We start from the raw sequence: 26095 nt of genomic DNA, 5'->3' as shown, positions 1-26095 counted from the left end.
ATGAAGCCTGCCGAAACCGGGGAGGGGCGCGGCCACCTGCGCACCCTCCTGACCCTTGCCCGCTATCTCTGGCCCCAGGGGGAGCCGGGCCTGCGCGCCCGCGTGATCGTGAGCCTCGGCCTGCTGCTCGCGGCCCGCGGCGTGAACGTGCTGGTCCCGATCGCCTTCGGGCGCGCGGTGGACGCCCTGACGCCGACGCAGGGCGCCGCGGCGCTGGTCGCGGTGCCGGTCGCGATCGTCGCCGCCTACGGCATGGTGCGGCTGCTGAGCTCGGCCTTCACCGAGGCCTCCGACGCCGTGTTCTCGAAGGTGCAGGGGCGCGGGATGCGCCGCATCGCGCTCGAGGTGTTCGAGCACCTGCACCGCCTGTCCCTGCGCTTCCACCTGGATCGCCAGACGGGCGGCCTCTCCCGCGTGATCGAGCGCGGCACGCGCGGCATGACCTTCGTGCTGGACTTCCTGCTGTTCCGCATCGCGCCGACCCTGCTCGAGATCCTGGTGGTCGCGGTCATCCTCTGGGTGATGTTCGACTTCGCCTTCAGCGCCATCATCCTCGCGGCGCTCGGCCTCTATATCGCCTTCACCCTGCTGTTCACCGAATGGCGCCTGCGCTTCCGCCGGCAGATGAACGAGACCGACCAGGAGGCGAACACCAAGGCGGTGGACAGCCTGCTGAACTTTGAGACGGTGAAGTATTTCGGCAACGAGTCGCATGAGGCGCGCCGCTACGACGCGGCGATGCAGCGCTACGAGGGCGCCTATGTCCGGTCGGAAGTCACGCTCAACGCGCTGAACTTCGGCCAGCAGGCGATCATCGCGGTGGGGCTGACGGTGGTGATGCTGCTCGCGGCCTATCGCGTGGCGCAGGGCCAGATGACCGTCGGCGACTTCGTGCTGGTGAACACCTACCTGCTGCAGCTGTTCCAGCCGCTGAACTTCCTCGGCTTCGCCTATCGCGAGATCAAGCAGGGCCTGACCGACATGGAGGCGATGTTCGGCCTGCTTCGGGAGGAGCGCGAGGTGCCGGACCGCCCCGGCGCAGCCGCGCTGCAGGTGGCGGCCGGCGAGGTCCGCTTCGACGATGTGCGCTTCGGCTACCGCCCGGACCGCGAGATCCTGAAGGGTGTTTCGTTCGTCGTGCCGCCGGGGAGGACGCTGGCGATCGTCGGGCCGACGGGCGCGGGCAAGTCCACCATCTCCCGCCTGCTGTTCCGCTTCTACGACGCGAATGCGGGCGCCGTGCGGGTGGACGGGCAGGATGTGCGCGACGTGACGCAGGACAGCCTGCGCGCCGCGATCGGCGTGGTGCCGCAGGACACCGTGCTCTTCAACGACACCATCCGCTACAACATCGCCTATGGCCGCCCCGGCGCCAGCCAGGAGGAGATCGAGCAGGCCGCGCGCCTGGCGCAGGTGCACGACTTCGTGCTCCGCCTGCCGGACGGCTACGACACGCGCGTGGGTGAGCGCGGCCTGAAGCTCTCGGGCGGCGAGAAGCAGCGCGTGGCCATCGCGCGCACCCTGCTCAAGGACCCGCGCCTGCTGATCCTGGACGAGGCGACGAGCGCGCTCGACACGCACACCGAGCAGGAGATCCAGGCCGCGCTGCGCAACGCCGCGCGCGGGCGCACCACGCTGGTCATCGCGCACCGCCTCTCCACCGTGGTGGAGGCCGACGAGATCATCGTGCTGCAGGAGGGGCGGATCGCGGAGCGCGGAACCCACGGCCAGCTGATCGCGCAGGACGGCCTCTATGCCGAGATGTGGCGCCGCCAGTCGGAAGCGGTGGAGGCCGCGGAAGCCGCCGCCGCCGCCGCCGCGGCCGCCGAGGCCGCCGAGGCCTCCGCCGCGCGGGCCCGCACGCCCGCCTGATGCGTGACCGTGAAGACGCAGGTGGTCGGCGGTTTGCCCGCCGGGGCTTTCGCCGCGCAGCCGCCCTGCCTATCTGCCGCCGATGACAGGAGGCCCAGGCATGCAGTTCGATCCCCAGGGCATGGCGCCCGATGACCTCAGCCATGCCGGGGCCGTGGTGGACAAGGCGATCGAGTACATGATCGGCCAGAACATCGCCCCGATCTCGGTCGCCTCCGCGCTGCTCGGCGGCGCGCTTGGGATGCTCGCGCGCTCGATGGACGATCACGCGGTAGCGCAGGTGCTGCGGAACGCGCTGCGCTCGGTGGAAGCCGGCGAGCTCGCCGAGATGCGCGATGGCGGCGTGCCCGGCGGCTGAGGCGGCCGCCCGGGCTAGCAACCCGCGGCGCCTTGACGGCGGGCCCGGTTTCCGCGATACGGCCCCGCTCCGAACCACTCCGCCCGCAGCAGGCCGGCCCACCGGGGCAGGCCTCGCGGGTGTTCAACGGGATACAGTGTCATGGCCCGCCGCTGCGCAGTCACCGGCAAGGGCGTGCTGACCGGCAACAACGTCAGCCACGCCAACAACAAGACCCGCCGCCGTTACCTGCCGAACCTGCAGGAGACGTCGTTCTTCTCCGACATCCTCGGCGCCCCCGTGCGCATGCGGCTGTCGGTGAACGGCATCCGTACGGTGGAGCACAATGGCGGGCTTGACAGCTTCCTGCTCGGCACGCCGGACCGCCGCCTCCCGCAGGAGGCGATCGTTCTGAAGCGGCGGCTGCAGAAGGCGCAGGCCCGCAAGGCCGCCGCCTGATCCTTCGCGGCGCCGGCCCCGTGCCGGCGCTGTCCGCGCGGTTTCCGCCGGGCCGGGACCTTCCCGGCCCGGTTTTTTTCGCGTCCGCCGCCATGCCGCCGTCAAGCCAGGCTGACAGGCTGCGTCGAGGCAGGTTGCCAAAAATGATCCTGCGGCGGCGCCGTTAACGATTCGTCAACCTCTACCGAAGCAGGATCGCCACCATGCAGGTGAGCGTCCTTTCCTCTTTGCTCTCGGTCGCGCTGGTCGCCGTGGTCGTCCTCGCAGGCGTCGCCGTCCACCGGCTGCGCCGCGAGCTTGCCGTGGCGCGGATGGAGGCCGGCCAGGCCGAGCAACTGGCCGCCATCCGCAGCCGCGCCATGTCGCTCGCCACGCAGGAGCTGCGCGGCATCGCCGTCGCCATGGGCGGCTTCCAGGGACAGGCGCCGCTGCGCGCGCCGCTCGGCTGGGCCGCGCCGGGCGCGCCGCCCGTGGACGGGCCGGTGCAGCAATTGCTGCGCCTCGCCGACGACCTGGCGGAAGTTGCGGCCGCCAGTCCGGCGCGGGCCATCCACGCTGCCCCGGCGCCGCTTGGCCCGATGGTGGATGCGGCGCTGACCCTGGTCAGCGCCCAGATCCGGCCCGGCATCCGCCATTGGCAGGTGGATCCCGCGCTGCGGCGCCTGACCGTGAATGCGGACCGGCGCGCCCTGCAGGGGGCGCTGGCCGCCCTGCTGCGCCGCGCCGCCAGCCATTCCCGCGACGGGGACGTGGTGGCACTGCGTTGGGTCGTCGCCAGCGAGACCGTCTCGCTGGTGGTGGAGGACGAGGGCGACGGCCTGTCCGCCGCCGACCTTGTGCCGGAGGCCGTCGCCGCGCCGGGCGGCACGCGCGGGCTCGACCTCGGCCTCAGCCTCGCGCGCTCCCTGGCCGCGGCGCATGGCGGCGACATCCGGCTGGAGACGGCGCCCGGCATCGGCGCCCGTGCCTGGCTCACCCTCCCGCGGGAGCGCCTGCTGGAAGCAGCATAACCCTATTCGGCGAGTTCGAAGAACAGCAGCAGCGTGCGCTGCAGCCAGCTCTGGTTGTCGTCGGACACGACCGCGACCAGCGTGCGGCCCTCATGGCGCAGCGCGGCAATCCCCTCGTAGTTGTCCACCGGCAAGGGCGGCTCCAGCCGCAGCAGCGGCTCGCCCTGCAGCACGGCCCCCGCGGTGGCGGCGGCGAGCGACGCGGCGCGGAGCCGCACCACGCGGCCCCAGAACCCGGCGATCCAGGTGAAGCCGCGCTCCAGCACCAGGACATCGCCGTCCGGCAGCGGCGTGGCGTCCACCGGGTTCATCCCCGGCCCGGGCCGCCAGCCCAGCGGCGTCCAGGCGCCCGGACGGCCGAGCCATGCCGCGGTGACGCCGGGCGCGTCCGGCAGCGGCAGGTCCTCGGCGATGGCCAGCCAGCGCCCATCCTGAAGCACGGCCAGCGTCTCCAGCCCGGCATTGCGCGGAGCCCGGGCGACTCCCGGCGGCGCGTCAAAATGCCGCGCCGGCGCGTCCAGGTCGGCGTAGCGCCAGATGCGGTGCCAGCGCTCAAAGGCGACCAGCCAGCTGCCATCCGGCAGCCGTGCCAGCGCCTCGGCATCGCGCGCATGGCCCCGCGGCAGCGGCCGCCCCGCCCAATCCTTCAGCCAGCCTGAGCGCCGCAGCACGAGCGCGGCGGGGCGCAGCCCCGGCCCGAGCGTCAGCGCGAATTCCGCGAATCCGCCGAGATCGCTGATGGCGGTGACGGTCAGGTCGGGCGCGATATGCAGGCCGGAAAGGCCGCCGAAGCCGAGCTGCTCAGGGTCGATCTCGAAGCCGCCGAGCGGGCGGAGCGCAGGCGTGCCGGGCAGATCCGGCAGCGCGAAGGCGGTTGCGACCTGGCGGGACTGGGCTGGGGCGCAGACCGGGAGAGTGGCGAGCAGCCCGCCGAGGAACGCGCGGCGCTGGATGGAGGAAGGGTGCGCAGACCCCCACCCGGCTCGCTCCGCTCGCCACCCTCCCCCGCAAGCGGGAGAGGGGGATCGGAGAAACCTCTCCCTCTCCCGCTTGCGGGGGCTTGCGGCACTGCCGCAAGGCCGCAGGCTGGTCGGGGTGGGGGTCGTCGCCGGCGGAACCTGGCTCAGGCGATCGCCGGCGCGCGCTCGGCGAAGGCCCGCTGCGTCGCGCCGCAGGCGCGCGGATCGCAACAGCCTGGAAGCGGGCCCCGGCGCATCATGCGATCGCCGGCGCGCGCTCGGCGGAGGCCCGCTGCGTCGCGCCGCAGGCGCGCGGATCGCAACAGCCTGGAAGCGGGCCCCGGCGCATCATGCGATCGCCGGCGCGCGCTCGGCGGAGGCCCGCTGCCAGGCGAGCGCGGCGTCCTCGTCGAACAGCTCGGCCAGCTTCTTCATCATCGTGCCGCCGAGCTCCTCGGCGTCCACGATGGTCACCGCGCGGCGGTAGTAGCGCGTGACGTCATGGCCGATGCCGATGGCGATCAGCTCCACCAGCTCGCGCCCCTCGATGTCGGTGATCACCTTCCGCAGGTGCCGCTCGAGGTAGTTGCCGGGGTTCACCGAGAGCGTCGAATCGTCCACCGGCGCGCCGTCGCTGATCACCATCAGGATGCGGCGATGCTCGGTGCGGGCGAGCAGGCGCTTGTACGCCCATTCCAACGCCTCGCCGTCGATGTTCTCCTTGAGCAGGCCTTCGCGCAGCATCAGGCCGAGATTCTTGCGCGCGCGGCGCCACGGCGCGTCGGCACCCTTGTAGACGACGTGGCGCAGGTCGTTCAGGCGGCCGGGATTGCGCGGCTTGCCCTCCTGCACCCAGCGCTCGCGCGACTGGCCGCCCTTCCAGGCGCGGGTGGTGAAGCCGAGGATCTCCACCTTCACGCCGCAGCGCTCCAGCGTGCGCGCCAGGATGTCGGAGCACATCGCGGCGACGGTGATCGGGCGCCCGCGCATGGAGCCGGAGTTGTCGATCAGCAGCGTGACGACGGTGTCGCGGAAATCCGCCTCGCGCTCCCGCTTGTAGGAGAGCGACTGCATCGGGTTGACCACGACACGCGCCAGCCGCGCCACATCGAGCAGCCCTTCCTCCAGGTCGAATTCCCAGGCGCGCTGCTGCTGCGCCAGCAGCCGCCGCTGCAGCCGGTTCGCGAGCTTGGAGACGACGCCCTGCAGATGCGAAAGCTGCTGGTCGAGCTGCTGGCGCAGCCTTCCGAGTTCGTCGGCGTCGCACAGATCCTCGGCCTCGACGATCTCGTCGAAGTTGCGCGCGAAAGCCTTGTAGGCGGAGGGGTCGTCCACCTGCGGCACCTCGCGCCGCTGGGTCGGGCCGCCGGGGCGGTCGTCGCCATCGGCCGCCGCACCTTCCTCCTCGCCCTCCTCCGTCTCGTCCTCGGCGGCGTCGCCCTGCATCGTCTCGGGCTGGGCGCCGAGCATGCTCTCGGTGTCCTGGGCCTGCGCCTCGCCCTCGCCGGACTGGTCCTGCTGCGGGCTGGTCTCGCCGCCCTCGCCTTCCTCCTCGTCCTGCTCGCTCTCGGTCTCGACCTCGGCCTCGGCCAGGTCGAGCGCGGCGAGCAGCTTGCGGGCGGCGCGGGCATAGGCGTCCTGGTCGGCGGCGGCATTCGCCATCTCCGCCAGCGCGTCATCGGCCTTGTCGCCGAGCGTGTCGCGCCAGAGATCCAGCACGCGCTGCGCCGCCGCCGGCGCCTTCTCGCCCGAGAGCTTCTCGCGCGCGAGCAGGCCAAGGGCAGCGGCCATCGGCAGCTGGTCCTTGCGCGTCATGCGGTCGTAGCCCTCGGCCTCGCACTGGTCGGCGAGGCGCGCGCGCAGATTGGCCGCGACGCCCGCCATGTGCTGGCTGCCGATCACCTCGACGCGCACATCCTCCAGCGCGTCATAGACCTCGCGCGCCTCGCGCCGGGACGGCAGGCGGGCGGCGTGCACGCCCTCGTCGTGGTGACGCAGCTTGAGCGCGATGGAATCCGCGGCGCCGCGCAGCTTCGCCATCTCGCCCGGCGGCAGCGCACGGGTCGGCAGCGGCAGGCGGGCGCGCTTGCCGGCCAGGCCCGAGGGGCCGGGCTGGAAGGCGACCTGCACCTCCGGCACCTGCGCGATGGCGCGCAGCACGCCGGCGGTGGCGCGCTTGAATTCTTCCTGGCGTGTCTGGTCCTTCGAGGCGTTCGACATGCTGGACCCGTGCTGGAAGCCGTGGAGGTCGCGTCGGCCCCCACCCCGACCCTCCCCCGTGAAAGGGGGAGGGAGAAGTCCGTTCAGCCCGCCTTGCGCAGCAGCAGGCCGGTCGGCAGTTCCTCGTTGAAGCAGCGCTGGTAGTACTCGGCCACCGTGCTCCGCTCCGCCTCGTCGCACTTGTTGAGGAAGGTCAGGCGGAAGGCGAAGCCGACATCGCCGAAGATGCGGCTGTTCTCGGCCCAGGTGATCACCGTGCGCGGCGACATGACGGTGGAAATGTCGCCGGCGATGAAGCCCGCGCGCGTCAGGTCGGCGAGTGCGACCATCGCCTCCACCTGGCGCTTCTGCTTCGCGTCCTTCGCGTCCATGCCGAGCTTCGCCATGACGATCTCGGTCTCCTGCGCATGCGGCAGGTAGTTCAGCGTCGCCACGATGTTCCAGCGGTCCATCTGGCCCTGGTTGATCTGCTGCGTGCCGTGATAGAGGCCCGTCGTGTCGCCGAGGCCGACCGTGTTGGCGGTGGCGAACAGGCGGAACTGGCTGTGCGGCCGGATCACCTTGTTCTGGTCGAGCAGCGTGAGCTTGCCCTCCACCTCCAGCACGCGCTGGATCACGAACATCACGTCCGGGCGGCCCGCGTCGTATTCGTCGAAGACCAGCGCGCAGGGGTGCTGCAGCGCCCAGGGAAGAATCCCTTCGCGGAACTCCGTCACCTGCTTGCCGTCCTTCAGGACGATCGCGTCCTTGCCGATCAGGTCGATGCGGCTGATGTGGCTGTCGAGGTTGACGCGGATGCAGGGCCAGTTCAGCCGCGCCGCCACCTGCTCGATATGCGTGGACTTGCCGGTGCCGTGGTAGCCCTGGATCATCACGCGGCGGTTGAAGGCGAAGCCCGCCAGGATGGCCAGCGTGGTTTCCCGGTCGAAGCGGTAGGAGGCGTCGACCTCCGGCACATGCTCCGTGCGGACGGAATAGGCGGGCACGACCATGTCGCTGTCGATCCCGAAGACCTCGCGGACCTTCACCTGCGTGTCGGGCATGTCGATCGCGGTGGTGGTCCGGTTCTCGGCGAGGGCGACCTTGGTCATGATGCGGTCCGGCTGTGGCAAGAGGGGGCGCAATCTAGGGCGTGCGGGCGGCAGAGGCTACCCGTCGCGGCGCGGAAGCTGCTTCGTCACCGCCGGAGCGGCCTAGCCCGCCGGCGCGGCGGCTGCGGCCTCCGCGGGGCGGGCCTGCAGGCGGCGGCGCAACAGGCTGTAGGCACGGTTGATGTCCTTCAGCCGCTCCTCGGCCTGGCGGTCACCGCCATTCGCATCCGGATGGAAGCGCTTCGCCAGTTCCTTGTAGCGGGCCCGCAGCGCGGCGGCGTCGAGCGGCCAGCCGAGGCCCAGAACGTCCAGCGCGGCGCGCAGTTCGGCCGGCGGCTCGTCCCGCTTCGGCGCGCGGTCGCGCCGCGCCTTGTGCAGCGGCGTGTCGCGCAGCACGCCCAGCGGATCGCGGACATACTCGCTCTCGAACGGATTGAAGCCGCCGAGCCGCCCGAGCGGCCAGGTCGGTCGCTGCCAGCCGGAATCGGAGCGCAGCTCGGCCTCGATCTCGGTCGGGCCCATGCCCTTGTAGTAGTCCCAGGCGCGGTTGTACTCGCGCACATGGTCCAGGCAGAACCAGCGATACTGGTTCAGATGGGCGCGGTCCTTCGGGGCGCGGAACTCGCCGGCATTCGGGCATCCGGGCTGCTCGCAGGGGCGCATCGGCGCCTCCGGCGGGTCGGCCAGTCCCAGGTAGATCCGCTCGCTCCTGCGCGCCATCGCCCGTTTATGGGCGTGGCCCCCAGGGCGCGCAAGGCGTTGCCGGCGCGGGGGTTTCATGCATCCGGCCCCGATGCAAAGCGGCGAAGCAAGGCGCATATAGAGGGGCATGTCCCGTCGCGCCGACCGCATCGCCGCAGCCCTTCGCGCCGCCTTCCCGCCTGCCGAGGTGGAGGTCGCCGACGACAGCCACCGCCATGCCGGCCATGCCGGCGCCCGGCCGGAAGGCGAGACGCATTACAGCGTGCGCGTCGTCTCCCCGGCCTTCGCGGGGATGAGCCGCGTCGCCCGATCCCGCGCCGTGCATGACGCCCTCTCGGCGGAATTCGCCGGCGGTATGCACGCGCTCGCGCTGACGCTGAAGACGCCGGAGGAAGCGCGGTAGCACCGCCCGCCCCGGCGCCCGCTCAGCGTCCCGCGGTCTGCCGCTGTGCGGGCCGCTCGCCCACCGGCATCATGATGTGGGCATAGGGCGTGCCCTTCCACATCACATAGGGGCCGCCACCCGCATGGGCCGCGGGCACGTTTTCCATCGTCGCCGCATCCGGCGTGATGATCATGATGTGCGGCCCCTCGACGATCCAATCGTTCCGCGCCGAGGGCTGCGCCGCGGCCGGATCGGTGTTGCTGGCGCCGCCGTCGGGGCTGTCGCCTGCCATCATGTAGGCGAGGCCGATGCCCGTGATCTTCGGCGCACGCTTGTGGGTCAGCGCGTCCAGCAGCTCCATCCACTGCGCGTCCAGGCACATCGGGCCGGCAAAGCCCTGCGGCGCGGGCAGGCAGGTGAAGGCCGCGTCGCCCTCGCGCAGCACATGGCCTTCCAGGTCCATCACCCGCACGCGGTCGCGCAGCAGCGGCGGCGCGGCGCTGAGCGCGCTGCGCATCAGCGCATCGCGGTCCCCGGCGGGCGTGCCCTGCGCCGCGCCAAGGCCGGGCTGCCAAGCCACGCCAAGCGCCGCCGCGGCCGCCAGCACCCGCAGCGAAGCACTCCGGGAAAGCTCGTCTCGCATCTGTGCCTCCTCTCCTGCGTCTCCGCGGAGCGGCGGCCGGGCCTCGACGGACGGCCGCAGGGCCGACGGAGGAGAGGACAATGCGCGCCCCGGCAACGGCGCGCACGGCACATCTCGGGGAGCTACTCCTCCGCCACCTCCTCGTGCCGACGCACCACCTCGCTGCCCTCAGCATAGGCGTAGCAGGAGTTGATCGGCAGGACGCGCCGCGCGGGCGGGGGCGTCTCGCCGCGGGCGATCGCCGCCGCGCGCTCCTCCCGCGCCTTGCGCCAGCGCATCGGGCCGATGGTCTGGAAGGCGACGGTCGCCATCTGCGCCAGCACCTCCCGCAGATGGGTGCAGCCCATCGCGCCGCCCACGCGCTCCTTCACGGCGCGGTTGAAGCCCGGCCCGATCGAGACGCCCGCCAGCCGCGAGAAGTTGGGCGCGGCCTGCGGGCAGATCGCATAGGGCGTGAAGTCGCTCGCCGCCTCGCAGGCGCGGATCACCATGTCCTCGCCCACCGTCAGGCGCACCCACATGCCGTGCAGCGGCTCGCCCGGCTGCACCGTGCCGCGGTCCAGGTTGTCGAAGGCGTAGGTCTTGGTGTCGGCGAGCCAGGCCTCGATGTCGTAGAGCCCGTCCTCGCGCTGGTAGCCATGCATCTCGATCAGGCGGCGATGCAGGGGCTTGCGTGCGGCGGGTGTGCTGAGCGGCATGCCCGCCCCTATGGCATGGCACCCCGCGAGAGGCCAGCGCGCGGCTACAGGCTCAGCTTGTAGCCTTCATGGGTCGCCCGGAAGCCGAGGCGGTCATAGAAGCGCTGCGCGTCGGCGCGCGACTTGTTCGTGGTGAGTTGCACCATCGTGCAGCCCCTCGCGCGGCACTGCTCCACCGCCCATCCAATCATCCGCTGCCCCAGCCCGGATCCGCGGCGGTCGGAGGCGACGCGCACGGATTCGATCTGCCCGCGCCAGGCGCCCTTGTGCGACAGGCCCGGGATGAAGGTCAGCTGCAGCGTGCCCGCGATGCCCTGCGCATCCTCGGCCACCATCAGGAACTGGTTGGGATCGGCCGCGATCGCCGCGAATGCGCCGAGATAGGCGCCGTTCAGCGGCAGCCCAGCATCCTCGCGCTGCCGCCCGAGCGCATCGTCGGCCAGCATGGCCACGATGGCCGGCAGGTCGGCCTCCGTGGCGCGGCGGAAGGCGATGTCGGCCATGCGCGCAGGGCCGGCGGGCGGCGCCGGTCGGCTAGACCAGGAAGATCCACATCAGCAGCAGCACGACGATCGTCGCGGCCACCGCCCAGGTCGTGCCGGTGAGGAAATGCTCGTAGAAGGAGCGGCGCTCGCCGATGATGTCATCGGCCTTCACCTCGACAAGCTCCATCGTCGTCGGGCCATGGTCGGCCATTGTCGTTCCCCGCAGGCTCAGCTTCCTGCGCCGCTTTTAGGAACGCCGCCCCACTCGGGCAAGGGGTCGGGCAATGGGTTGGCGAGCGCGCCGGAGGCCGAGGGCGCCGCGATCCGCGCCACCGCTTCCTCCACCTGCACCAGCCCGGCGGCCAGCCAGGCCAGCGCCGCCGGGTAGAGCCGGTGCTCCTCCGCCAGCACCCGGGCGGCGAGGTCGGCCTCGGTGTCGTCCGGCAGCACCGGCACGGCGGCCTGGGCCAGGATCGGCCCGTCATCCACCCCGGCGCGCACCAGATGCACCGTGCAGCCGTGCAGCTTCACCCCCGCGGCGAGCGCGCGGGCATGGGTGTCGAGCCCCGGAAAGGCCGGCAGCAGCGAGGGATGGATGTTCACCAGCCGGTCCTGCCAGCGGGCCACGAAGCCGGCGGTCAGCACCCGCATGAAGCCGGCCAGCGCCAGCAGCTCCACGCCATGCCCGCGGACCTCGCCCTCCAGCGCGCGCTCGAAGGCGTCGCGGTCGCGACCGAAGACGCGGCTTTCCACCACCGCCGTCGGCACGCCGCGCGACCGGGCATGATCGAGCCCCGCCGCATCCTCCCGGTTCGACAGGACCAGCGCGATCTCGGCCGGGTAGTCCGGGTTCGCCGCCGCCTCCAGCAGCGCGGCCATGTTGCTGCCGCGGCCCGAGATCAGGACCGCCGTGCGCAGGCGTCGGGCCGGCCGGGGCATCAGCCGGGCCAGCCCGCCCCGAGATGGTCCACCCGCACCGAAGCCGCGCCCTCGGCCGCCTCCAGCACGCCGATGCGCCGCGCCGTCTCGCCCTCCGCGGCAAACAGCGCGATCGCCGCCTCCGCCCGGTCGGGCGGCACCACCACCACCATGCCGACGCCGCAGTTGAAGACGCGCAGCATCTCCTCCGGCGCGATGCCGCCGGCGCGGGCGAGCCAGCCGAAGACCGGCGGCACCGGCCAGGCGCGCGCATCCAGCGCCGCGGCCACGCCCTTCGGCAGCACGCGCGGCAGGTTGCCCGGCAGCCCGCCGCCGGTGATGTGCGCCGCCGCCTTCACCAGCCCCGCGCGATGCGCCGCCAGCAGCGGCTTCACATAGATCCGGGTCGGCGCCAGCAGCGCCTCCGCCAGGCTCTGCCCCGCGGCGAAGGGGGCGGGCGCGGACAGCGCGAGCCCGGCCGCCTCGATCACCCGCCGCACCAGGGAGAAGCCGTTGGAATGCACGCCGGAACTGGCGAGGCCGAGCAGCACGTCCCCCGGCCCGACATCGCCGCGCGGCAGCAGCGCGCCGCGCTCCGCGGCCCCCACGGAGAAGCCGGCCAGGTCGTAGTCGCCGCCCTTGTAGAGGCCCGGCATCTCCGCCGTCTCGCCGCCCACGAGCGCACAGCCGGCGATGCGGCAGCCCTCCGCGATGCCGGCGATCACCTGCCGCGCCTGCGCGACCTCGAGCCTGCCGGTCGCGAAGTAGTCGAGGAAGAACAGCGGCTCGGCGCCCTGCACCACCAGGTCGTTGACGCACATCGCGACCAGGTCCTGCCCCACCGTGCCGTGGATGCCGGAGTCGATCGCGAGCTTCAGCTTGGTGCCGACGCCGTCCGTGGAGGAGACCAGCACCGGGTCGCGGAAACCGGCAGCCTTCAGGTCGAACAGTGCGCCGAACCCGCCGAGCCCGCCCATCGTGCCGCTGCGGTCGGTCGCCTTCGCCAGCGGCTTGATCGCCTCCACCAGCGCGTCCCCCGCCTCGATGTCCACGCCGGCATCACGGTAGGTCAGGCTGGTCATGAGGGCCCTCGATCGGCTATGCGCTGCGGGTCGGGACAGGATGGGCAGGATGCCGTTCGGCCAGCACCGCACCCAACACGGCGACCGCACCCGGCACGGCACCGGATTGCGCGACAGGCTTGCCGGCCGCGCGGGGGCGGGAAACAACCACGGCGGCGCGCGGGGCGCAATCGCCGCGCTGTTCCTGTTGCTCGCCCTGGCGCTGGCGCCGTTCTCGGGCGCCCTGGCGCAGGGCAATCCGCGCGTGCAGAGCAACGTCCCGGCCGAGGCCACGGCGGAGAATGCGGTGGTGGCGCGCGACCGGGCGCTCGTCTCGGGCCAGCGCATCGCCTATGGCCGCATGGCGTCCGAGCTCGGGCTGCCGACCAACCTCTCCGACCAGCAGATCGAGGCCCTCGTCGCCTCCCTGGTGATCGAGAGCGAGCGAGTCACGCAGCGCGGCTACAGCGCCCGCATCACGGTGAATTTCCGCGATCCGGGCCAGGGCGGCCAGTCGGCGGAAGCGTCGCACGCCACACCGGAAGGACCGGCTGTGCAGGGCGGCCCGGCGGTCACGAGCGTCGAGGCGACGGCGCTCTACCGTTCGTTCCCCGAATATCTCGAGATCAAGCGCCGCCTCGGCGCCGCGCCGGCGGTCGCGCGAGTCGAGGTGCTGGGCATCGCCGGCGACATGGCACGGCTGCGCCTCGCGCTCCGCAGCGTGCCGCCGCAGGCCGCGGCGGACCTCGCCGCCGCCGGGCTGCAGGTCGCCCCGGTCCAGCCGGTGCCGGGCCAGGCGACGCCAGGCAGCGAGGGCTGGCGCCTCGGCCTTGCCGGCGGACGCTGAGCCGAAGCCGCCGCCCGGGCATGGGGCGCCGGCGGCGCGACCTCCGGACCCGGGTGCCGCGGGCCCGGAGGCGCTGGTCTTCACGCTGCCGAACGCGATCACCTTCGCCCGCCTCTGCGCCGTGCCGGCGACGGTCTGGCTGGTGCTGCAGCATCGGCTCGACCTCGCCTTCTGGATGTTCCTCGCGGCGGGCATCTCCGACGGCGTGGATGGCTGGCTCGCGCGGGTGCGCAACGCCCGCTCGCGCCTTGGCGCCATCCTCGACCCGGTGGCCGACAAGGCGCTGCTGGTCTCCATCTACGTCACCCTCGCGGCGATCGGCGTGCTGCCGGACTGGCTCGCGATCCTCGTCGTGTTCCGCGACCTCGTGATCGTCGGCGGCGTCATCGTGCTCTACCTCGCGGGGCAGCCGCCGGCGATCCAGCCCATCCTGCTTTCCAAGGCGAACACGGTGCTGCAGATCGCACTGGCCGCACTGGCGCTGCTCGTCGCCGGCTTCGGCCTGCCAGGGCAGAAGCTGGTGGCGCTGCTGGTCTGGCTGGTCGCGGCCAGCACCTTCGCCTCGGGCGCCGTCTATGTCTGGCAGGCGGCGAGGCGCCCGCGATGAGGCCGGAGGAGCCGCGCCCGCCGCTGCCCGTCCCGCCGCCGCGCGGCGCCGCCGTGCCGACGCAGCCCCCGCCCGCCTGGCCCGCGCCGGCCATCCCGCGCGCGGCCACGCGTTCGCAGCGCATGGCGCTGGTGCTCGGCGCGCTGGCCGCCATCCTGTTCGCGCTGTGGCTGTTCTCGGCGATCCTGACGCCCTTCGTGCTGGCGATCTGCGTCGCCTATTTCCTCGATCCCCCGGTGACGCGCATGCGGCGGATCGGCGTGCCGCGCGGCCTCGCGGCCTTCCTGCTGGTTCTGGGCCTTGCCGCGCTGTGCCTGCTGGCGGTGCTGCTGCTCTATCCTCTGCTGATCGCGCAGATCGGCATCCTGATCCAGCGACTGCCCGCCTATGTCACCGGCATCAGCACCCTCGTGCAGCAGGCGCTGGAGCGGGCGCAGGAAGCCTTCGGGCCCGAGGTGGTGGACGCGCAGCTGCGCGACCTCGCCGTGCGCCAGGCTGGTGCGATGGTGACCTTCCTCGGCACCGCGGTCGGTCGGCTGATCGGCGGCGGCGTGGCCCTGTTCAACGTCTTCACCCTGGTGGTCGTCACGCCGATCGTGGCCTTCTACCTGTTGCGGGACTGGCCACGCATCATCGCGCGGGTGGACAGCTGGCTGCCGCGCCGCTCCGCCCACACGCTGCGCCAGCTGGCGCGCGACACGGACCGCGTGCTGTCCGCCTGGCTGCGCGGGCAGCTGCTGTGCTGCCTGATCCTCGGGCTGTTCTACGCCGGGGGCCTGCAGCTGGTCGGTCTGGAGCTCGGCCTGATCGTCGGGCTGATGGCCGGCGTGCTCTCCTTCATCCCCTATGTCGGCTCGCTGACCGGCTTCGTCACGGCGGTGCTGCTGGCGGCGGCGCAGTTCGGCAGCTGGCAGGGCATCGCCCTGGTCGTGGCGGTCTTCGTCGCCGGCCAGATCCTGGAGGGCTACTTCATCTATCCGCGGCTGCTCGGCGACCGGGTGGAGCTGCACGCGGTCTGGGTGATCTTCGCCCTCTTCGCCGGCGGCGTCGCCTTCGGCTTCCTCGGCGTGCTGCTGGCCGTGCCGATGGCGGCCGCGATCGGCGTGGTCGCGCGCTATTGGCTGCGGCGCTACCTGGAGAGCCCGCTCTACCTCGACCCGCCGCGCACCGGGTCCTGAGGGCGCCGAATCACGTCGCCCAAGCACCGATCCGGGCGTAGCATCACGCGGCAAACCGACTGCCCGGAGATCCCTGATGCGCACCCGGCTGCTGCTGATCCTGCCGCTGCTGGCGGCCTGCACCGCCGTCGAGCCCCTGCCGCGGCCGCCGCAGGAGGCGACGCTGCCGGCCTCCATCGCGCCGAACGCGCCGGGACGCGATCCGATCGTGATGGTTGGCCAGAGCGCGGGCAGCTTCTTCCGCAGCAACCCGCCCAACCAGCCGGCCGCCGCCGCGCGGGCCTTCGCGGAGCTCGAATGGTTGGCGACGGCCGTGCCCAACGCGCAGAACTGGTCCTCACTGGGCGGGCAGGGGCTGCAGCAGCTGGCCCTGGCCCGCAACCAGGCGCGCGACGCGCTGGCCATCCCGCGGGACGCCCCGCCGCAGGAGGTGATCAACGGACTGGCCGCCGCCTCGCAGGCGCTGGCGGCGAACGACCGCGCGGCACTGGACCGGGCTTTGCCACAGGAGGTCTTCACCGCCGGCCCCGCCGGCACGGTGCAGCGCCTGAGCGCGCCACCGCGGGTGCCGAGCGCGCTCGCCGCCGCCGACACCTTCAACTCGGAACGCAGCCGCAGCAGCCCGCGCTGACACGCGCTGCCCTGGGCGGGCGCAACGCCGACGCGCTATGCAACCTGCCGTGACCGAGCGCGACCGAGCCGCCCAGCTGCCCCTCCCCCTGCCCGTCGCGCCCTCCGCCGCGCGGGCCGACCTGGTGGCGGACGCCTCCAACGCCGCGGCGCTGGCCTGGCTCGACCGGCCCGGCGACTGGCCGCTGCACCGCCTCGCGCTGTTCGGGCCGCCCGGCACCGGCAAGTCGCACATGCTGCGCGCCGCCGCGTCCGACCATGGCTGGCGGCTGCTGCGCGGGACCGAGCTGACCGAGGCCCTCGCCCTGGCCGAGGCCCCCGGCACCGCGCTGGACGAGGCCGAGGCCGCGCCCGAGCCCGCCCTGTTCCACCTGATCAACCGCAGCGCGGAGGCGGGCGCGCCGCTGCTGCTGGCCGCGCGCGAGGCGCCCGCCCGCTGGCCGGTGGCGCTGCCCGACCTCGCCTCCCGCCTGCGCGCCACGCTCGCCGTCGGCATCGCCGCGCCGACCGAGGCGCTGCTCGGCGCGCTGTTGGCCAAGCATCTGGCCGACCGGCAGCTGCGCGTGGCGCCGGAGGTGCATGCCTGGCTGCTCGCCCGCATCCCGCGCGAGGCCGCCGCCATCGCCACCACGGTCGCCGCGCTGGATGCCGCGGCGCTGGCCGGCGGCGGGGCGATCACCCGCCCGCTGGCCCGCGCCGTGCTGGCACGGCTGTTCGGGGATGATGACGGTTCGGTTGCCGAACCACCTGCCGCCTCGCCCCCGCCGGGCGGCATGGGTTAGGCTCGGGGCCATGGACACGCTGGCCCCCGACCTGCCAACCCCCCAGCCGCCCGCCAAAGTCGGCCCTGCCGACAGCGCCCGCTTCATCAACCGCGAGCTCTCCTGGCTGGCCTTCAACACCCGCGTGCTGGAGGAAGCGGCCAATCCGCGCCACCCGCTGCTGGAACGGCTGCGCTTCGTTGCGATCTCGGCCTCCAACCTCGACGAGTTCTACTCTGTGCGCGTCGCCGGGCTGATCGGGCAGGAACGCGCGGGCATCGCCACCACCTCCGCCGACGGGCTGACGCCGGCCCAGGCGCTGGTCGCCATCCATGCCCGCGCGCAGGACCTGATCGTCGGCCAGCAGCAGGCCTGGCGGGAGCTGCGCTGCCTGCTGGACGAGGCCGGGCTGCTGGTCTGCGAGCCCGGCACGCTGACCGCGGCCGAGCGCAGCTGGCTCGAAGGCTACTTCATGGACCGGATCTTCCCGGTGCTGACGCCGCTGGCGGTGGACCCGGCGCATCCCTTCCCCTTCATCGCCAACCTCGCGCTCTGCATGGTGCTGAAGCTCGTGCGGCTCGAGGACGGCGGAACGATGCGCGCGCTGCTGCCGCTGCCGCCGCAGGTCGAGCGCTTCATCCGCCTGCCCGGCGAGCCGGGCGTGAAGGGCGACCGCATGACGATCCGCTTCGTCATGCTGGAGGACCTGATCGGCCTCTTCCTCGACCGCCTCTTCCCCGGATTCCTGCCGGCGGAAAGCGGCCTGTTCCGCCTGATCCGCGACACCGACGTCGAGTTCGAGGAAGAGGCCGAGGACCTCGTCCGCAGCTATGAGACCGCGCTGAAGCGCCGCCGCCGCGGCCGCGCCATCCTGCTGACCGTGGATGGCCGCATGCCGCCCGACATGGTGGACCTGGTGGTCGAGGAGCTCGACGCCGATCCGCAGGGCGTCCTGAAGATGGAGGGCCTGCTCGGCGTCGCCGACCTGCGCCAGCTGATCGTGGACGACCGGCCCGACCTGCTCTTCACGCCCTACACGCCGCGCTTCCCCGAGCGCATCCTGGATTTCGGCGGCGACTGCTTCGCGGCGATCGCGGCGAAGGACATCGTCGTCCACCACCCCTACGAATCCTTCGACGTGGTGGTGCAGTTCCTGCGCCAGGCGGCGCGCGACCCGAACGTGGTCGCCATCAAGCAGACGCTGTACCGAACCAGCCGCGACAGCCCGATCGTCAAGGCGCTGATCGAGGCGGCGGAGTCGGGGAAATCCGTCACCGGCATCGTCGAGATCAAGGCGCGCTTCGACGAGGAGCGGAACATCGCGCTGGCGCGCGAGCTGGAAGCCGCCGGCGTGCAGGTGGTGTTCGGCTTCGTCGAGCTGAAGACGCACGCGAAGGTTTCGCTCGTCGTCCGGCGCGAGCGCGAGGGACTGCGCAGCTACGCGCATTTCGGCACCGGCAACTATCATCCCGTGACCGCGCGCATCTACACCGACCTGTCCTTCTTCACCGCCGACCCGGCGCTGACGCGCGACGCCCAGAAGCTGTTCAACTACATGACCGGCTATGCGCGCCCCGAGACGATGGAGGCGCTGGCCTTCGCCCCGCTGACCATCCGACCCGCGCTGCTTGGCCTGATCGAGCGCGAGATCGCCTTCGCGCGCGAAGACAAGCCCGCGACGATCTGGCTCAAGATGAATTCCCTGGTGGACGAGCTGTTGATCGACGCGCTCTACCGTGCGAGCGAGGCGGGCGTGCAGGTGGAGTGCGTGGTGCGCGGCATCTGCTGCCTGCGCCCGGGCGTGCCCGGCCTGTCGGAGAACATCCGCGTGAAGTCCATCGTCGGCCGCTTCCTGGAGCACAGCCGCATCTATGTCTTCGGCAATGGCCAGAAGCTGCCCTCGCGGCGCGCGCGCGTCTTCATCTCATCCGCCGACTGGATGGCGCGCAACATGGACTGGCGCGTGGAGACGATGGTGCCGATCGAGAACCCGACCGTGCACACCCAGATCCTCGACCAGGTGATGATGGTGAACCTGCAGGACACGATGCAGAGCTGGGAGCTCGGCGCGGACGCCGTCTATCGCCGCACCGCGCCGGGCGAGAAGCCGGTTTCCGCGCACGAATACTTCATGACCAACCCCTCCCTCTCCGGCCGCGGCAGCGCGTTGCGACCGCGGACGCGCGGCACGCGGCATGCGGCCGGCGTCCCCCTCACCCGGCAGGGAAGGCAGGACCGCGTGGCGCAGGACTGAACGGCGGCATGGACAGCTTCACGCTCACGCCGCCGCGCGCCTCCCGCCGGCGGCGCGACAGGCCGCGCCGTTTCGGCGTGGTGGATCTCGGCTCCAACTCCGTCCGCCTCGTGGTGTTCGAGGGCGCGTCGCGCAACCCGCTCACCGTCTTCAACGAGAAGGCGGTGCTCGGGCTCGGCCGCGGACTGCAGCAGACCGGGCGGCTGAACGAGGCGGCGATCGCGCCGGCCATCACCGTCCTCGCCCGCTACGCCGCCATCGCCGCCGCGATGGATGCCGACCCGGTGGAGATCCTCGCCACCGCCGCCGCGCGCGACGCCGAGAACGGCCCGGACTTCATCGCCGCCATCAAGGCCCGCCTGCCCGACATCCCGATCCACATCCTCTCGGGCACCGAGGAAGGCGCGCTCTCGGCCGATGGCGTGCTGCTCGGCTTCTCCGGCGCCGACGGCGTGCTCGGCGATCTCGGCGGCGGCTCGCTCGAACTGGTGGAACTCGACCGCGGCCAGCCACGCGGCATCGAATCGCTGCCGCTCGGCGCCATCCGGCTGGCCGACCGCGCGGGGGCGGATCCGGTGAAGGCGCGCGCCATCGTGGAAGCAGACCTCGCCCGCGTGCCCTGGCTGAAGCGCGGCGAGGGCCGCGACCTGTATCTGGTGGGCGGTGCCTGGCGCGCACTGGCGCGCATCCACATGATGCAGACCAGCTACCCGCTCTCCATCGTGCATCACTACGTCATCACGCGGGAGGAAGCGCGCGACCTCGCCGGCGTGGTGGCGCAGGCGAACCGCAAGGCGCTGGAGCGCATGCCCGGCGCGCCGGCCAAGCGCCTGCAGGACATGCCCTTCGCCGCCGTGGTGCTGCGCCGCCTGCTGCGCGCCACCGGCGCCCGCCGCGTGGTGTTCAGCGCCAACGGCCTGCGGGAGGGCTGGTACGCCCGCCTGCTGCCGCCCGGCCTGCGGGAGGAGGACCCGCTGCTTGCCGCCGGGCGCGACCTGGCCGCGCGATTCGGCCGCGACACCGACCTCGCCCCGGCGCTGCGCGCCTGGACCGACACGCTGTTTCCCGCCGAGACGCCGGACGCCGCGCTGCTGCGCGAGGCCGCGTGCTGGATCGCCGACATCGGCAGCCACGACCATCCCGACTATCGCGGCGAGCATGCCTTCTACCGCGTGCTGCGCCAGCCCGGCGTCGGCGTGGACCACCACCAGCGCGCCTTCCTCGCCCTCGTGGTCGCGCTGCGCTACGAGACCGGGAACGACGCGCCGTTCCTTGCCGCGGCACGCGCGCTGCTCGACGCCGCCGCGGTGAAGCAGGCGGAGATCCTGGGCGCCGCGCTGCGCCTGGCCTTCACCCTCTCGGGCGGCACGCCGACCCTGCTCGGCGGCACCGAGCTCCGCCGGGTCGGCGGCGAGCTGCGCCTTGTGCTGCGCGAAGGCAGCGGCGTCTTCGCCGGCGAGAGCGTGCAGCGCCGTCTGGACGCGCTGGCCGCCGCTACCGGCCTGCCCGCGACCGTTGAGGTCACGGCGGCCTGACCGGGTCTCGTCATGCGGGCCACGTCGCGTGCCGCAGGACAATGCGGCGCGCAAATCCTCCCACTGCACGACAGTTCCGCACGACCGTCTCGCAGTCGTCCGTGCCATAAGCCTCGCACTTGCACGGATAATGAGACATGCGCTTCGTCATCTCGGGCCTGTTCGGCATGCTCGCCCTCAGCCCGGCGGCCGCCCTGGCCAGCCCGGTCTACTTCGCCATCCAGACCGACATCACGGGTGCGCAGACCCAGATCGACGCGGCCCATTCCACGACCTGGACGATCTCGACCGGCGCGGCCTGGTCCTTCGGCGGCGGCACCTTCACCATGAAGGAAGGCTCCAACACCACCGCGCCGGTCAAGCTCACGGTCTATGAAGGGACGAACTTCACCGGCACCCTGGTCGCCAGCCTGGAGCTGACCAACGCCGCCTTCTGCGCGCAGGTCGCCCAGTGCCAGTCGTTCAACGAGATCGACTTCCTGTTCGGCACGCCGGCGACGCTCGACGCCTACAAGACCTACTTCCTGAACCTGACCTCCACGGCGAACGACCGGGCGAACCAGCAATATTTCATCAAGGGCGCCTCGGCCGACCTGAACTTCGTGGACGCCAGCGGCACGCCGATCCCCGCGGGCTACTTCCAGATGGGCAGCCTGCCCCCCATCACCCCGCCGCCCGGTGACCCGAACGGCCCGAGCGATCCGACCAGTCCCAGCGGCCCCACGGGCTCGGGGGGGTCAACCGGGTCCACCGGCTCCACAGGCTCCACGGGCACCACCGGTCCCAGCTTCCCGCCGGCGGTGGTCCCCGCGCCGGGCGCGCTCGGCCTGTTCGCCTTCGGCCTCGTTGCCCTCGGCGCAACGCGGCGCCACTTCAAGGGCTGACGAATGGCATGGGCGAGGGGCGCCGCCCCTGGCGCTCCCGGCCGAGGACCATCATCGTCCCCGGGCCCCTCTGTTCGAGGGGCGTAGGGCGGTCAGCAGGCGGTTCGCTACGGTTTCCCGAAACTCTTCCCGTCGGTAGAAGCCGGCGATGGACAACAGCATGGCGACCAGGCCCTACAGCAAGCTGAAGGGCGATCCCTACCGCGCGTATGAGGAACTGCCCGCCGAGGTGCGCCGGGCCCTGCAGGAAGCCCTGGTGGACTGGTGTCCCCTGCGGGCCCGCGAACGGCTCCTGCACCTGCTGCGCGAACAGCGGTTGCGGCCGGCCCAGGCGGCGTTTTCCCTGGTCCAGACCATCCGCGGACACGATCACGCCGAAGTCGCCGCCTTCGCGAGGACCTGGTCGAAAGGCCCGCAGGCCTATCCGCACCTCGCAGCCGGCGCGACGCTCCAGCGCTATACCGGAACGGACGGCATCCCCCTGGCCCAGCCCATGCCCGTCGCCCCGGCGGCAAAGCGGTTCAAGGCACCGGCCAAGCGCAAGACGGGCCGCCGCGGACGGCGCTGAGCGATCGCCCTACCCCGCCGGGATCAGCTTCACTTTCTTCCCGTCCACGCCCAGCGCCACTCGCCCGTCCTTCAGGGCCAGCGCCGACTCACCAAAAACCTCGCGCCGCCAGCCATGCAGGCAGGGCAGGTCGGCTTCGCCTGCCGCCAGCCGTTCCAGCTCCTCGGCATTCGCCAGCAGCTTGGGCGCGACGTGATGCGCCTCGCTCTGCGCGGACAGCAGCACTTTCAGCAGCGACACCAGCGCCGGGGAGGCGGGCGGGCCGTTGCGCTCGCGCGGGGCCTCGGGCAGCGCGTCCTCGGGCAGGTCCCGCGCCTCGGCCAGCACGGCGAGCAGGGCGGCGCCGGTCTTGCCCTTGGCGAAGCCCTCCGAGATGCCCCGCGCCCGGCCGAGCTCCGCCGGGGTGGCGGGTGCGGTGGCGGCGATCTCCAGCAGGGTCTCGTCCTTCACCAGCCGGCCGCGGGGGATGTTCACCCGCTGCGCTTCCCGCTCCCGCCAGGCGCAGGCGGCGCGCAGCATGCCGAGGAAGCGTCGGTTGTGACTGCGCGGGCGCAGCCGCTCCCACTGCGTCTCCGGGTCCGGCATGTAGGTGGCGGGGTCGGCGAGCGCGGCCATCTCCTCCGCCACCCAGGCGGTGCGGCCCTCCCGCTCCAGCCGGGCGGTCAGGCCGGTGTAGATGCGGCGCAGATGGGTCACGTCGGCGGCCGCATAGGCGATCTGCGCAGGCGACAGCGGCCGCGCCGTCCAGTCCGAGAAGCGGTGCGCCTTGTCGATCTGCGCCCCGGCCAGCGCCCGGGCCAGTGCGTCGTAGCTCACCTGGTCGCCGAAGCCCGCCACCATGGCCGCGATCTGGGTGTCGTAGAGCGGCGTCGGCACCGCCCCGAACTTGAGAAGGAAGATCTCCACATCCTGCCGGGCGGCGTGGAAGACCTTCACCACCTGGTCATCCGCCAGCAGGGCGCCGAGCGGGCCGAGGTCGAGCCCCGGCGCCAGGGCGTCCACCACCGCCACCTCGTCCTCGCCGCCGAGCTGGACCACGCAGAGCTCGGGCCAATAGGTCCGCTCCCGCATGAATTCGGTGTCGACCGTGACGAAGGGCTCCTGCCGGAGCCGTTCGCACAGGGCGGCGAGCGTGGCGGTGTCGGTGACCAGGCTGGGCACGAGGTCGGCATATGCCGGCGGGCGGCGGCTCATGGACGGGGGTTTACGCCCCGGGGGGCGGGCCGGGAAGCCGCGCGGCTTGACTTCCCGCACGGGCTGGTGCGGTTTCCGCCGATATTCCAGGCACCCCGGACCGATCCATGCACGCCTACCGCACCCATACCTGCGGCGCGCTCCGCGCCGCCGATGCCGGCCAGACCGCCCGGCTTTCCGGCTGGGTGCACCGCAAGCGGGACCATGGCGGCCTGCTCTTCATCGACCTGCGCGACCACTATGGGATCACGCAATGCGTGATCCCCTCGGGCTCCCCGGTGTTCGACGCGGCCGACCGGCTCCGCCCGGAAAGCGTGATCACCGTGACCGGCGAGGTGGTGGACCGCGAGCCCGGCACGGTGAACGAGAAGCTGCCGACCGGTGCCGTCGAGTTGCGCGTGAAGGAACTGGTCCTGCAATCCGCGGCCGAAATCCTGCCCTTCCAGGTGGCGCAGGAGCAGGAGGCGCCGGAGGAGCTGCGCCTGCGCTACCGCTTCCTGGACCTGCGGCGGGAGAGGCTGCAGCGCAACATGATCCTGCGCGCGCAGATCATCGACAGCATCCGCCGGCGCATGATCGCGGCCGGCTTCAACGAGTTCCAGACCCCGATCCTGACGGTGAGCAGCCCGGAGGGCGCGCGCGACTTCCTGGTGCCGGCCCGCCTGCATCCGGGGAAGTTCTACGCCCTGCCCCAGGCGCCGCAGCAGTACAAGCAGCTGACCATGGTGGCGGGCTTCGACCGCTACTTCCAGATCGCCCCCTGCTTCCGCGACGAGGCCGGCCGCGCCGACCGGACGCTGATGTTCTACCAGCTCGACGTGGAGATGAGCTTCGTCACCCAGGACGACGTGTTCCGCACGATGGAGCCGGTGATGCGGGGCTGCTTCGAGGAATTCGCGGGCCACCGCGCGGTGGACGGCGCCGACGGCACCCCCTGGCGCCGCATCCCCTATGCCCAGGCGATGCTGGACTACGGCTCGGACAAGCCGGACCTGCGCAACCCGCTGGTGATCCGCGACGTGACGCCGCATTTCGCCGGCTCGGGCTTCGGGTTGTTCGCGAAGATCGCGGCCTCGGGCGGCGTGGTGCGGGCCATCCCCGCGCCCGGCGCCGGCGGCAACCCGCGCAGCTTCTTCGACAAGCTGAACGAATGGGCGCGCGAGCAGGGCGCCGGCGGCCTCGGCTACATCACCTTCGACGCCGAGGGCCCGAAGGGCCCCATCGCGCGCAACCTGGAAGCCAACCGCGCCGAGGCGATCCGCGCCGCCTGCGGCCTGAAGGCCGGCGACGCGGTGTTCTTCGCCGCCGGAAAGGAGGCCGACGCAGCGAAATTCGCCGGCCAGACGCGCCTGCGCCTCGGCAACGAGCTCGGCCTGACCGAGAAGGACGCCTTCCGCTTCTGCTGGATCACCGACTTCCCGTTCTACGAACTGAACGAGGAGACGGGCCAGGTGGATTTCAGCCACAACCCCTTCTCGATGCCGCAGGGCGAGATGGAGGCGCTGGAGACGAAGGATCCGCTGACCATCCCGGCCTATCAGTACGACGTGGTCTGCAACGGCTACGAGATGGCCTCCGGCGCCATCCGGAACCACAAGGCCGAGATCATGGTGAAGGCCTTCGGCATCGCCGGCTACCCGCCCGAGGCCGTCGAGGAGCGCTTCGGCGGCATGCTGAACGCCTTCCGCTACGGCGCCCCGCCGCACGGCGGCATGGCGGCCGGCATCGACCGCATCGTGATGCTGCTGGCCGAGGAGCCGAACCTGCGCGAGGTGAACCTGTTCCCGATGAATCAGCAGGGCGAGGAACTGATGATGGGCTCGCCCTCCACCGTGGAGCCGGCGCGCCTCAAGGAACTCTCCATCCGCATCGATCTTCCCCCCGCCAAGGGTGCAGCCGGCCCGAAGGCTTCCTAAGTCTCGCTGCAGCCGAAGGAGCCGCCATGTCCGCACGCCACGCCGTGATCGCCGCCGCCGCCGCCCTCGCCCTGCTCGCCACGCCGACGGAGGCGGCGGGGCCGAGCCATGGCGTCGGCGCGGAGGCGATGGAGGCGGGCATCAAGCGGATGGCCGCGCATCGCGCCGCCTATCGCCTCGATCTCGGGGAGGCGCGCAACTCCGGCATCACCGGCGTGCGCGGCGCGATGGTGTTCGACGTGCAGGACGCCTGCGAGGGCTGGGCGACGCGCCAGCGCATGACGATGACCATCGTGGATCGCGACGGGCGCGAGATCGAGACCGTCTCGGACTACGCGACCTATGAGGCGAAGGACAATTCCTCCCTGCGCTTCTCCCTGACGCAGACGACGGAAGGCGCGGTGAGCCAGCGCGTCGCGGGCGAGGCGTCGCTGCAGCCCGACGGCAGCGGCCGCGTCACCTTCACAGAGCCCAGCGGCCGCACCGAGGAGCTGCCCGCCGGCACCATCCTGCCGACGCGCCACACCGTGCTCTCGATCGAGACGGCACGCGCCGGCCGTCGCATCCTGACGGCGCCGCTGTTCGACGGCACGACGGACGAAGGCGCGCAGGACACGACGACGATCATCTCCGCCTGGAGCCCGCCGCAGGGCCAGCCGCGCTTCCCGATGCTCGCGGATCTGTCCTCCGCGCGCATCCGCATCGCCTTCTTCGAGCGCGGCGCCGCCGGCAGTGGCGCGAGCCAGCCGGAATACGAGGTCGGGCTGCGGTATTTCGAGAACGGCGTGGCGGACGAGATCGTGATGGATTTCGGCGAATTCTCCGTCACCGGCCAGCTGCTGGAACTGCAGCCGTTGTCCGGCGGCTGCTGAGGAAGCCGC

At 72.3% G+C, this 26095-nt stretch carries 27 protein-coding genes; 16 read left to right on the top strand and 11 right to left on the bottom strand.

Going from position 1 to position 26095, the window contains the following annotated elements; all coding sequences use genetic code 11:
* From DFH01_RS18060 to DFH01_RS18045, 4 genes are all read left to right on the top strand, one after another.
* Positions 1–1872: an ABCB family ABC transporter ATP-binding protein/permease gene (locus DFH01_RS18060; RefSeq protein WP_109871878.1), complete on the top strand. Its 1872-nt coding sequence runs from the start codon at positions 1–3 to the stop codon at positions 1870–1872.
* A gap of 100 nt (positions 1873–1972) precedes the next feature.
* Positions 1973–2230, top strand: a complete 258-nt coding sequence (locus DFH01_RS18055) for a hypothetical protein (RefSeq protein ID WP_109871877.1) — start codon at positions 1973–1975, stop codon at positions 2228–2230.
* A gap of 141 nt (positions 2231–2371) precedes the next feature.
* Positions 2372–2668 carry a 50S ribosomal protein L28 gene (gene rpmB / locus DFH01_RS18050; RefSeq protein ID WP_109871876.1) on the top strand — a complete coding sequence of 99 codons (297 nt, stop codon included), beginning with the start codon at positions 2372–2374 and terminating at the stop codon, positions 2666–2668.
* 203 nt (positions 2669–2871) lie between these two features.
* Positions 2872–3678: a sensor histidine kinase gene (locus DFH01_RS18045; RefSeq protein WP_109871875.1), complete on the top strand. Its 807-nt coding sequence runs from the start codon at positions 2872–2874 to the stop codon at positions 3676–3678.
* A 2-nt stretch (positions 3679–3680) separates the two neighbouring features.
* Here the strand turns inward: DFH01_RS18045 and DFH01_RS18040 are convergent, their stop codons facing one another.
* The 4 genes from DFH01_RS18040 to DFH01_RS18025 all read right to left on the bottom strand — a co-directional run bounded on the left by DFH01_RS18040 (position 3681) and on the right by DFH01_RS18025 (position 8668).
* The gene (locus tag DFH01_RS18040; RefSeq protein ID WP_158287806.1) at positions 3681–4868 is read right to left on the bottom strand and encodes an esterase-like activity of phytase family protein; all 1188 of its coding nucleotides are present in this window, start codon (positions 4866–4868) and stop codon (positions 3681–3683) included.
* A gap of 117 nt (positions 4869–4985) precedes the next feature.
* Entirely contained in the window at positions 4986–6857 is a 1872-nt protein-coding gene (cobT, locus tag DFH01_RS18035) for a cobaltochelatase subunit CobT (RefSeq protein WP_109871873.1), read from the bottom strand.
* 83 nt (positions 6858–6940) lie between these two features.
* Entirely contained in the window at positions 6941–7948 is a 1008-nt protein-coding gene (gene cobS / locus DFH01_RS18030) for a cobaltochelatase subunit CobS (protein WP_109871872.1), read from the bottom strand.
* A 102-nt stretch (positions 7949–8050) separates the two neighbouring features.
* A complete protein-coding gene (locus DFH01_RS18025) occupies positions 8051–8668 on the bottom strand; it encodes a J domain-containing protein (protein WP_109871871.1) in 618 nt (205 codons plus the stop codon).
* A 109-nt stretch (positions 8669–8777) separates the two neighbouring features.
* Between DFH01_RS18025 and DFH01_RS18020 the strand changes: the two genes are divergently transcribed.
* Complete coding sequence (locus DFH01_RS18020; protein WP_109871870.1) at positions 8778–9053, top strand: BolA family protein; 276 nt, start codon at positions 8778–8780, stop codon at positions 9051–9053.
* Positions 9054–9075: 22 nt separating this feature from the next.
* Here the strand turns inward: DFH01_RS18020 and DFH01_RS18015 are convergent, their stop codons facing one another.
* From DFH01_RS18015 to purM, 6 genes are all read right to left on the bottom strand, one after another.
* Positions 9076–9678 (bottom strand): hypothetical protein, encoded by a 603-nt coding sequence (locus tag DFH01_RS18015; RefSeq protein ID WP_199231282.1) that lies wholly within the window; start codon positions 9676–9678, stop codon positions 9076–9078.
* Between the two features lie 122 nt (positions 9679–9800).
* Positions 9801–10376, bottom strand: coding sequence for a DUF2889 domain-containing protein (locus DFH01_RS18010; RefSeq protein WP_109871869.1), 576 nt, complete (start codon positions 10374–10376; stop codon positions 9801–9803).
* 44 nt (positions 10377–10420) lie between these two features.
* Complete coding sequence (locus DFH01_RS18005) at positions 10421–10879, bottom strand: GNAT family N-acetyltransferase (protein WP_109871868.1); 459 nt, start codon at positions 10877–10879, stop codon at positions 10421–10423.
* 31 nt (positions 10880–10910) lie between these two features.
* On the bottom strand, positions 10911–11072 hold the full coding sequence (locus tag DFH01_RS18000; protein ID WP_109871867.1) for an aa3-type cytochrome c oxidase subunit IV: 162 nt from the start codon (positions 11070–11072) through the stop codon (positions 10911–10913).
* Positions 11073–11089: 17 nt separating this feature from the next.
* Positions 11090–11800 (bottom strand): phosphoribosylglycinamide formyltransferase, encoded by a 711-nt coding sequence (purN, locus tag DFH01_RS17995; RefSeq protein WP_109871866.1) that lies wholly within the window; start codon positions 11798–11800, stop codon positions 11090–11092.
* Positions 11800–12861 carry a phosphoribosylformylglycinamidine cyclo-ligase gene (gene purM, locus DFH01_RS17990; protein WP_109871865.1) on the bottom strand — a complete coding sequence of 354 codons (1062 nt, stop codon included), beginning with the start codon at positions 12859–12861 and terminating at the stop codon, positions 11800–11802. Before purM ends, purN begins: the two co-directional genes overlap by 1 nt.
* Before the next feature lie 49 nt (positions 12862–12910).
* Here purM and DFH01_RS17985 point away from each other — a divergent pair, with 49 nt between their 5' ends.
* The 9 genes from DFH01_RS17985 to DFH01_RS17945 all read left to right on the top strand — a co-directional run bounded on the left by DFH01_RS17985 (position 12911) and on the right by DFH01_RS17945 (position 22104).
* A complete protein-coding gene (locus tag DFH01_RS17985) occupies positions 12911–13687 on the top strand; it encodes a hypothetical protein (RefSeq protein WP_109871864.1) in 777 nt (258 codons plus the stop codon).
* Positions 13671–14294 (top strand): CDP-alcohol phosphatidyltransferase family protein, encoded by a 624-nt coding sequence (locus DFH01_RS17980; protein ID WP_109871863.1) that lies wholly within the window; start codon positions 13671–13673, stop codon positions 14292–14294. Before DFH01_RS17985 ends, DFH01_RS17980 begins: the two co-directional genes overlap by 17 nt.
* Complete coding sequence (locus DFH01_RS17975) at positions 14291–15472, top strand: AI-2E family transporter (protein ID WP_233256170.1); 1182 nt, start codon at positions 14291–14293, stop codon at positions 15470–15472. Before DFH01_RS17980 ends, DFH01_RS17975 begins: the two co-directional genes overlap by 4 nt.
* 76 nt (positions 15473–15548) lie before the next feature.
* On the top strand, positions 15549–16103 hold the full coding sequence (locus DFH01_RS17970) for a hypothetical protein (protein ID WP_109871862.1): 555 nt from the start codon (positions 15549–15551) through the stop codon (positions 16101–16103).
* A gap of 49 nt (positions 16104–16152) precedes the next feature.
* Complete coding sequence (locus tag DFH01_RS17965) at positions 16153–16884, top strand: HdaA/DnaA family protein (protein WP_146217086.1); 732 nt, start codon at positions 16153–16155, stop codon at positions 16882–16884.
* A gap of 10 nt (positions 16885–16894) precedes the next feature.
* Positions 16895–19117 carry an RNA degradosome polyphosphate kinase gene (locus DFH01_RS17960; protein WP_109871860.1) on the top strand — a complete coding sequence of 741 codons (2223 nt, stop codon included), beginning with the start codon at positions 16895–16897 and terminating at the stop codon, positions 19115–19117.
* Between the two features lie 8 nt (positions 19118–19125).
* Positions 19126–20652, top strand: coding sequence for a Ppx/GppA phosphatase family protein (locus tag DFH01_RS17955; protein ID WP_109871859.1), 1527 nt, complete (start codon positions 19126–19128; stop codon positions 20650–20652).
* 137 nt (positions 20653–20789) lie between these two features.
* Positions 20790–21536 carry a PEP-CTERM sorting domain-containing protein gene (locus DFH01_RS27860; protein WP_146217085.1) on the top strand — a complete coding sequence of 249 codons (747 nt, stop codon included), beginning with the start codon at positions 20790–20792 and terminating at the stop codon, positions 21534–21536.
* A 148-nt stretch (positions 21537–21684) separates the two neighbouring features.
* Positions 21685–22104: a DUF6525 family protein gene (locus DFH01_RS17945; RefSeq protein ID WP_109871857.1), complete on the top strand. Its 420-nt coding sequence runs from the start codon at positions 21685–21687 to the stop codon at positions 22102–22104.
* A gap of 9 nt (positions 22105–22113) precedes the next feature.
* Here DFH01_RS17945 and rnd read toward each other — a convergent pair whose 3' ends face one another.
* Positions 22114–23298 (bottom strand): ribonuclease D, encoded by a 1185-nt coding sequence (gene rnd / locus DFH01_RS17940; RefSeq protein ID WP_109871856.1) that lies wholly within the window; start codon positions 23296–23298, stop codon positions 22114–22116.
* Between the two features lie 107 nt (positions 23299–23405).
* Between rnd and aspS the strand changes: the two genes are divergently transcribed.
* Together aspS and DFH01_RS17930 are read left to right on the top strand one after the other, a co-directional pair.
* Positions 23406–25214, top strand: coding sequence for an aspartate--tRNA ligase (gene aspS, locus DFH01_RS17935; protein ID WP_109871855.1), 1809 nt, complete (start codon positions 23406–23408; stop codon positions 25212–25214).
* Between the two features lie 26 nt (positions 25215–25240).
* Positions 25241–26086, top strand: a complete 846-nt coding sequence (locus DFH01_RS17930) for an EipB family protein (protein ID WP_233256169.1) — start codon at positions 25241–25243, stop codon at positions 26084–26086.
* The last annotated feature ends 9 nt before the right edge of the window (positions 26087–26095 follow it).

The sequence above is a fragment of the Falsiroseomonas bella genome (genome assembly GCF_003173615.1).
Lineage (GTDB): Bacteria > Pseudomonadota > Alphaproteobacteria > Acetobacterales > Acetobacteraceae > Falsiroseomonas > Falsiroseomonas bella.
Note: the sequence above shows the minus strand (reverse complement) of the source record. Positions and strands in the feature narration are given on the sequence as shown.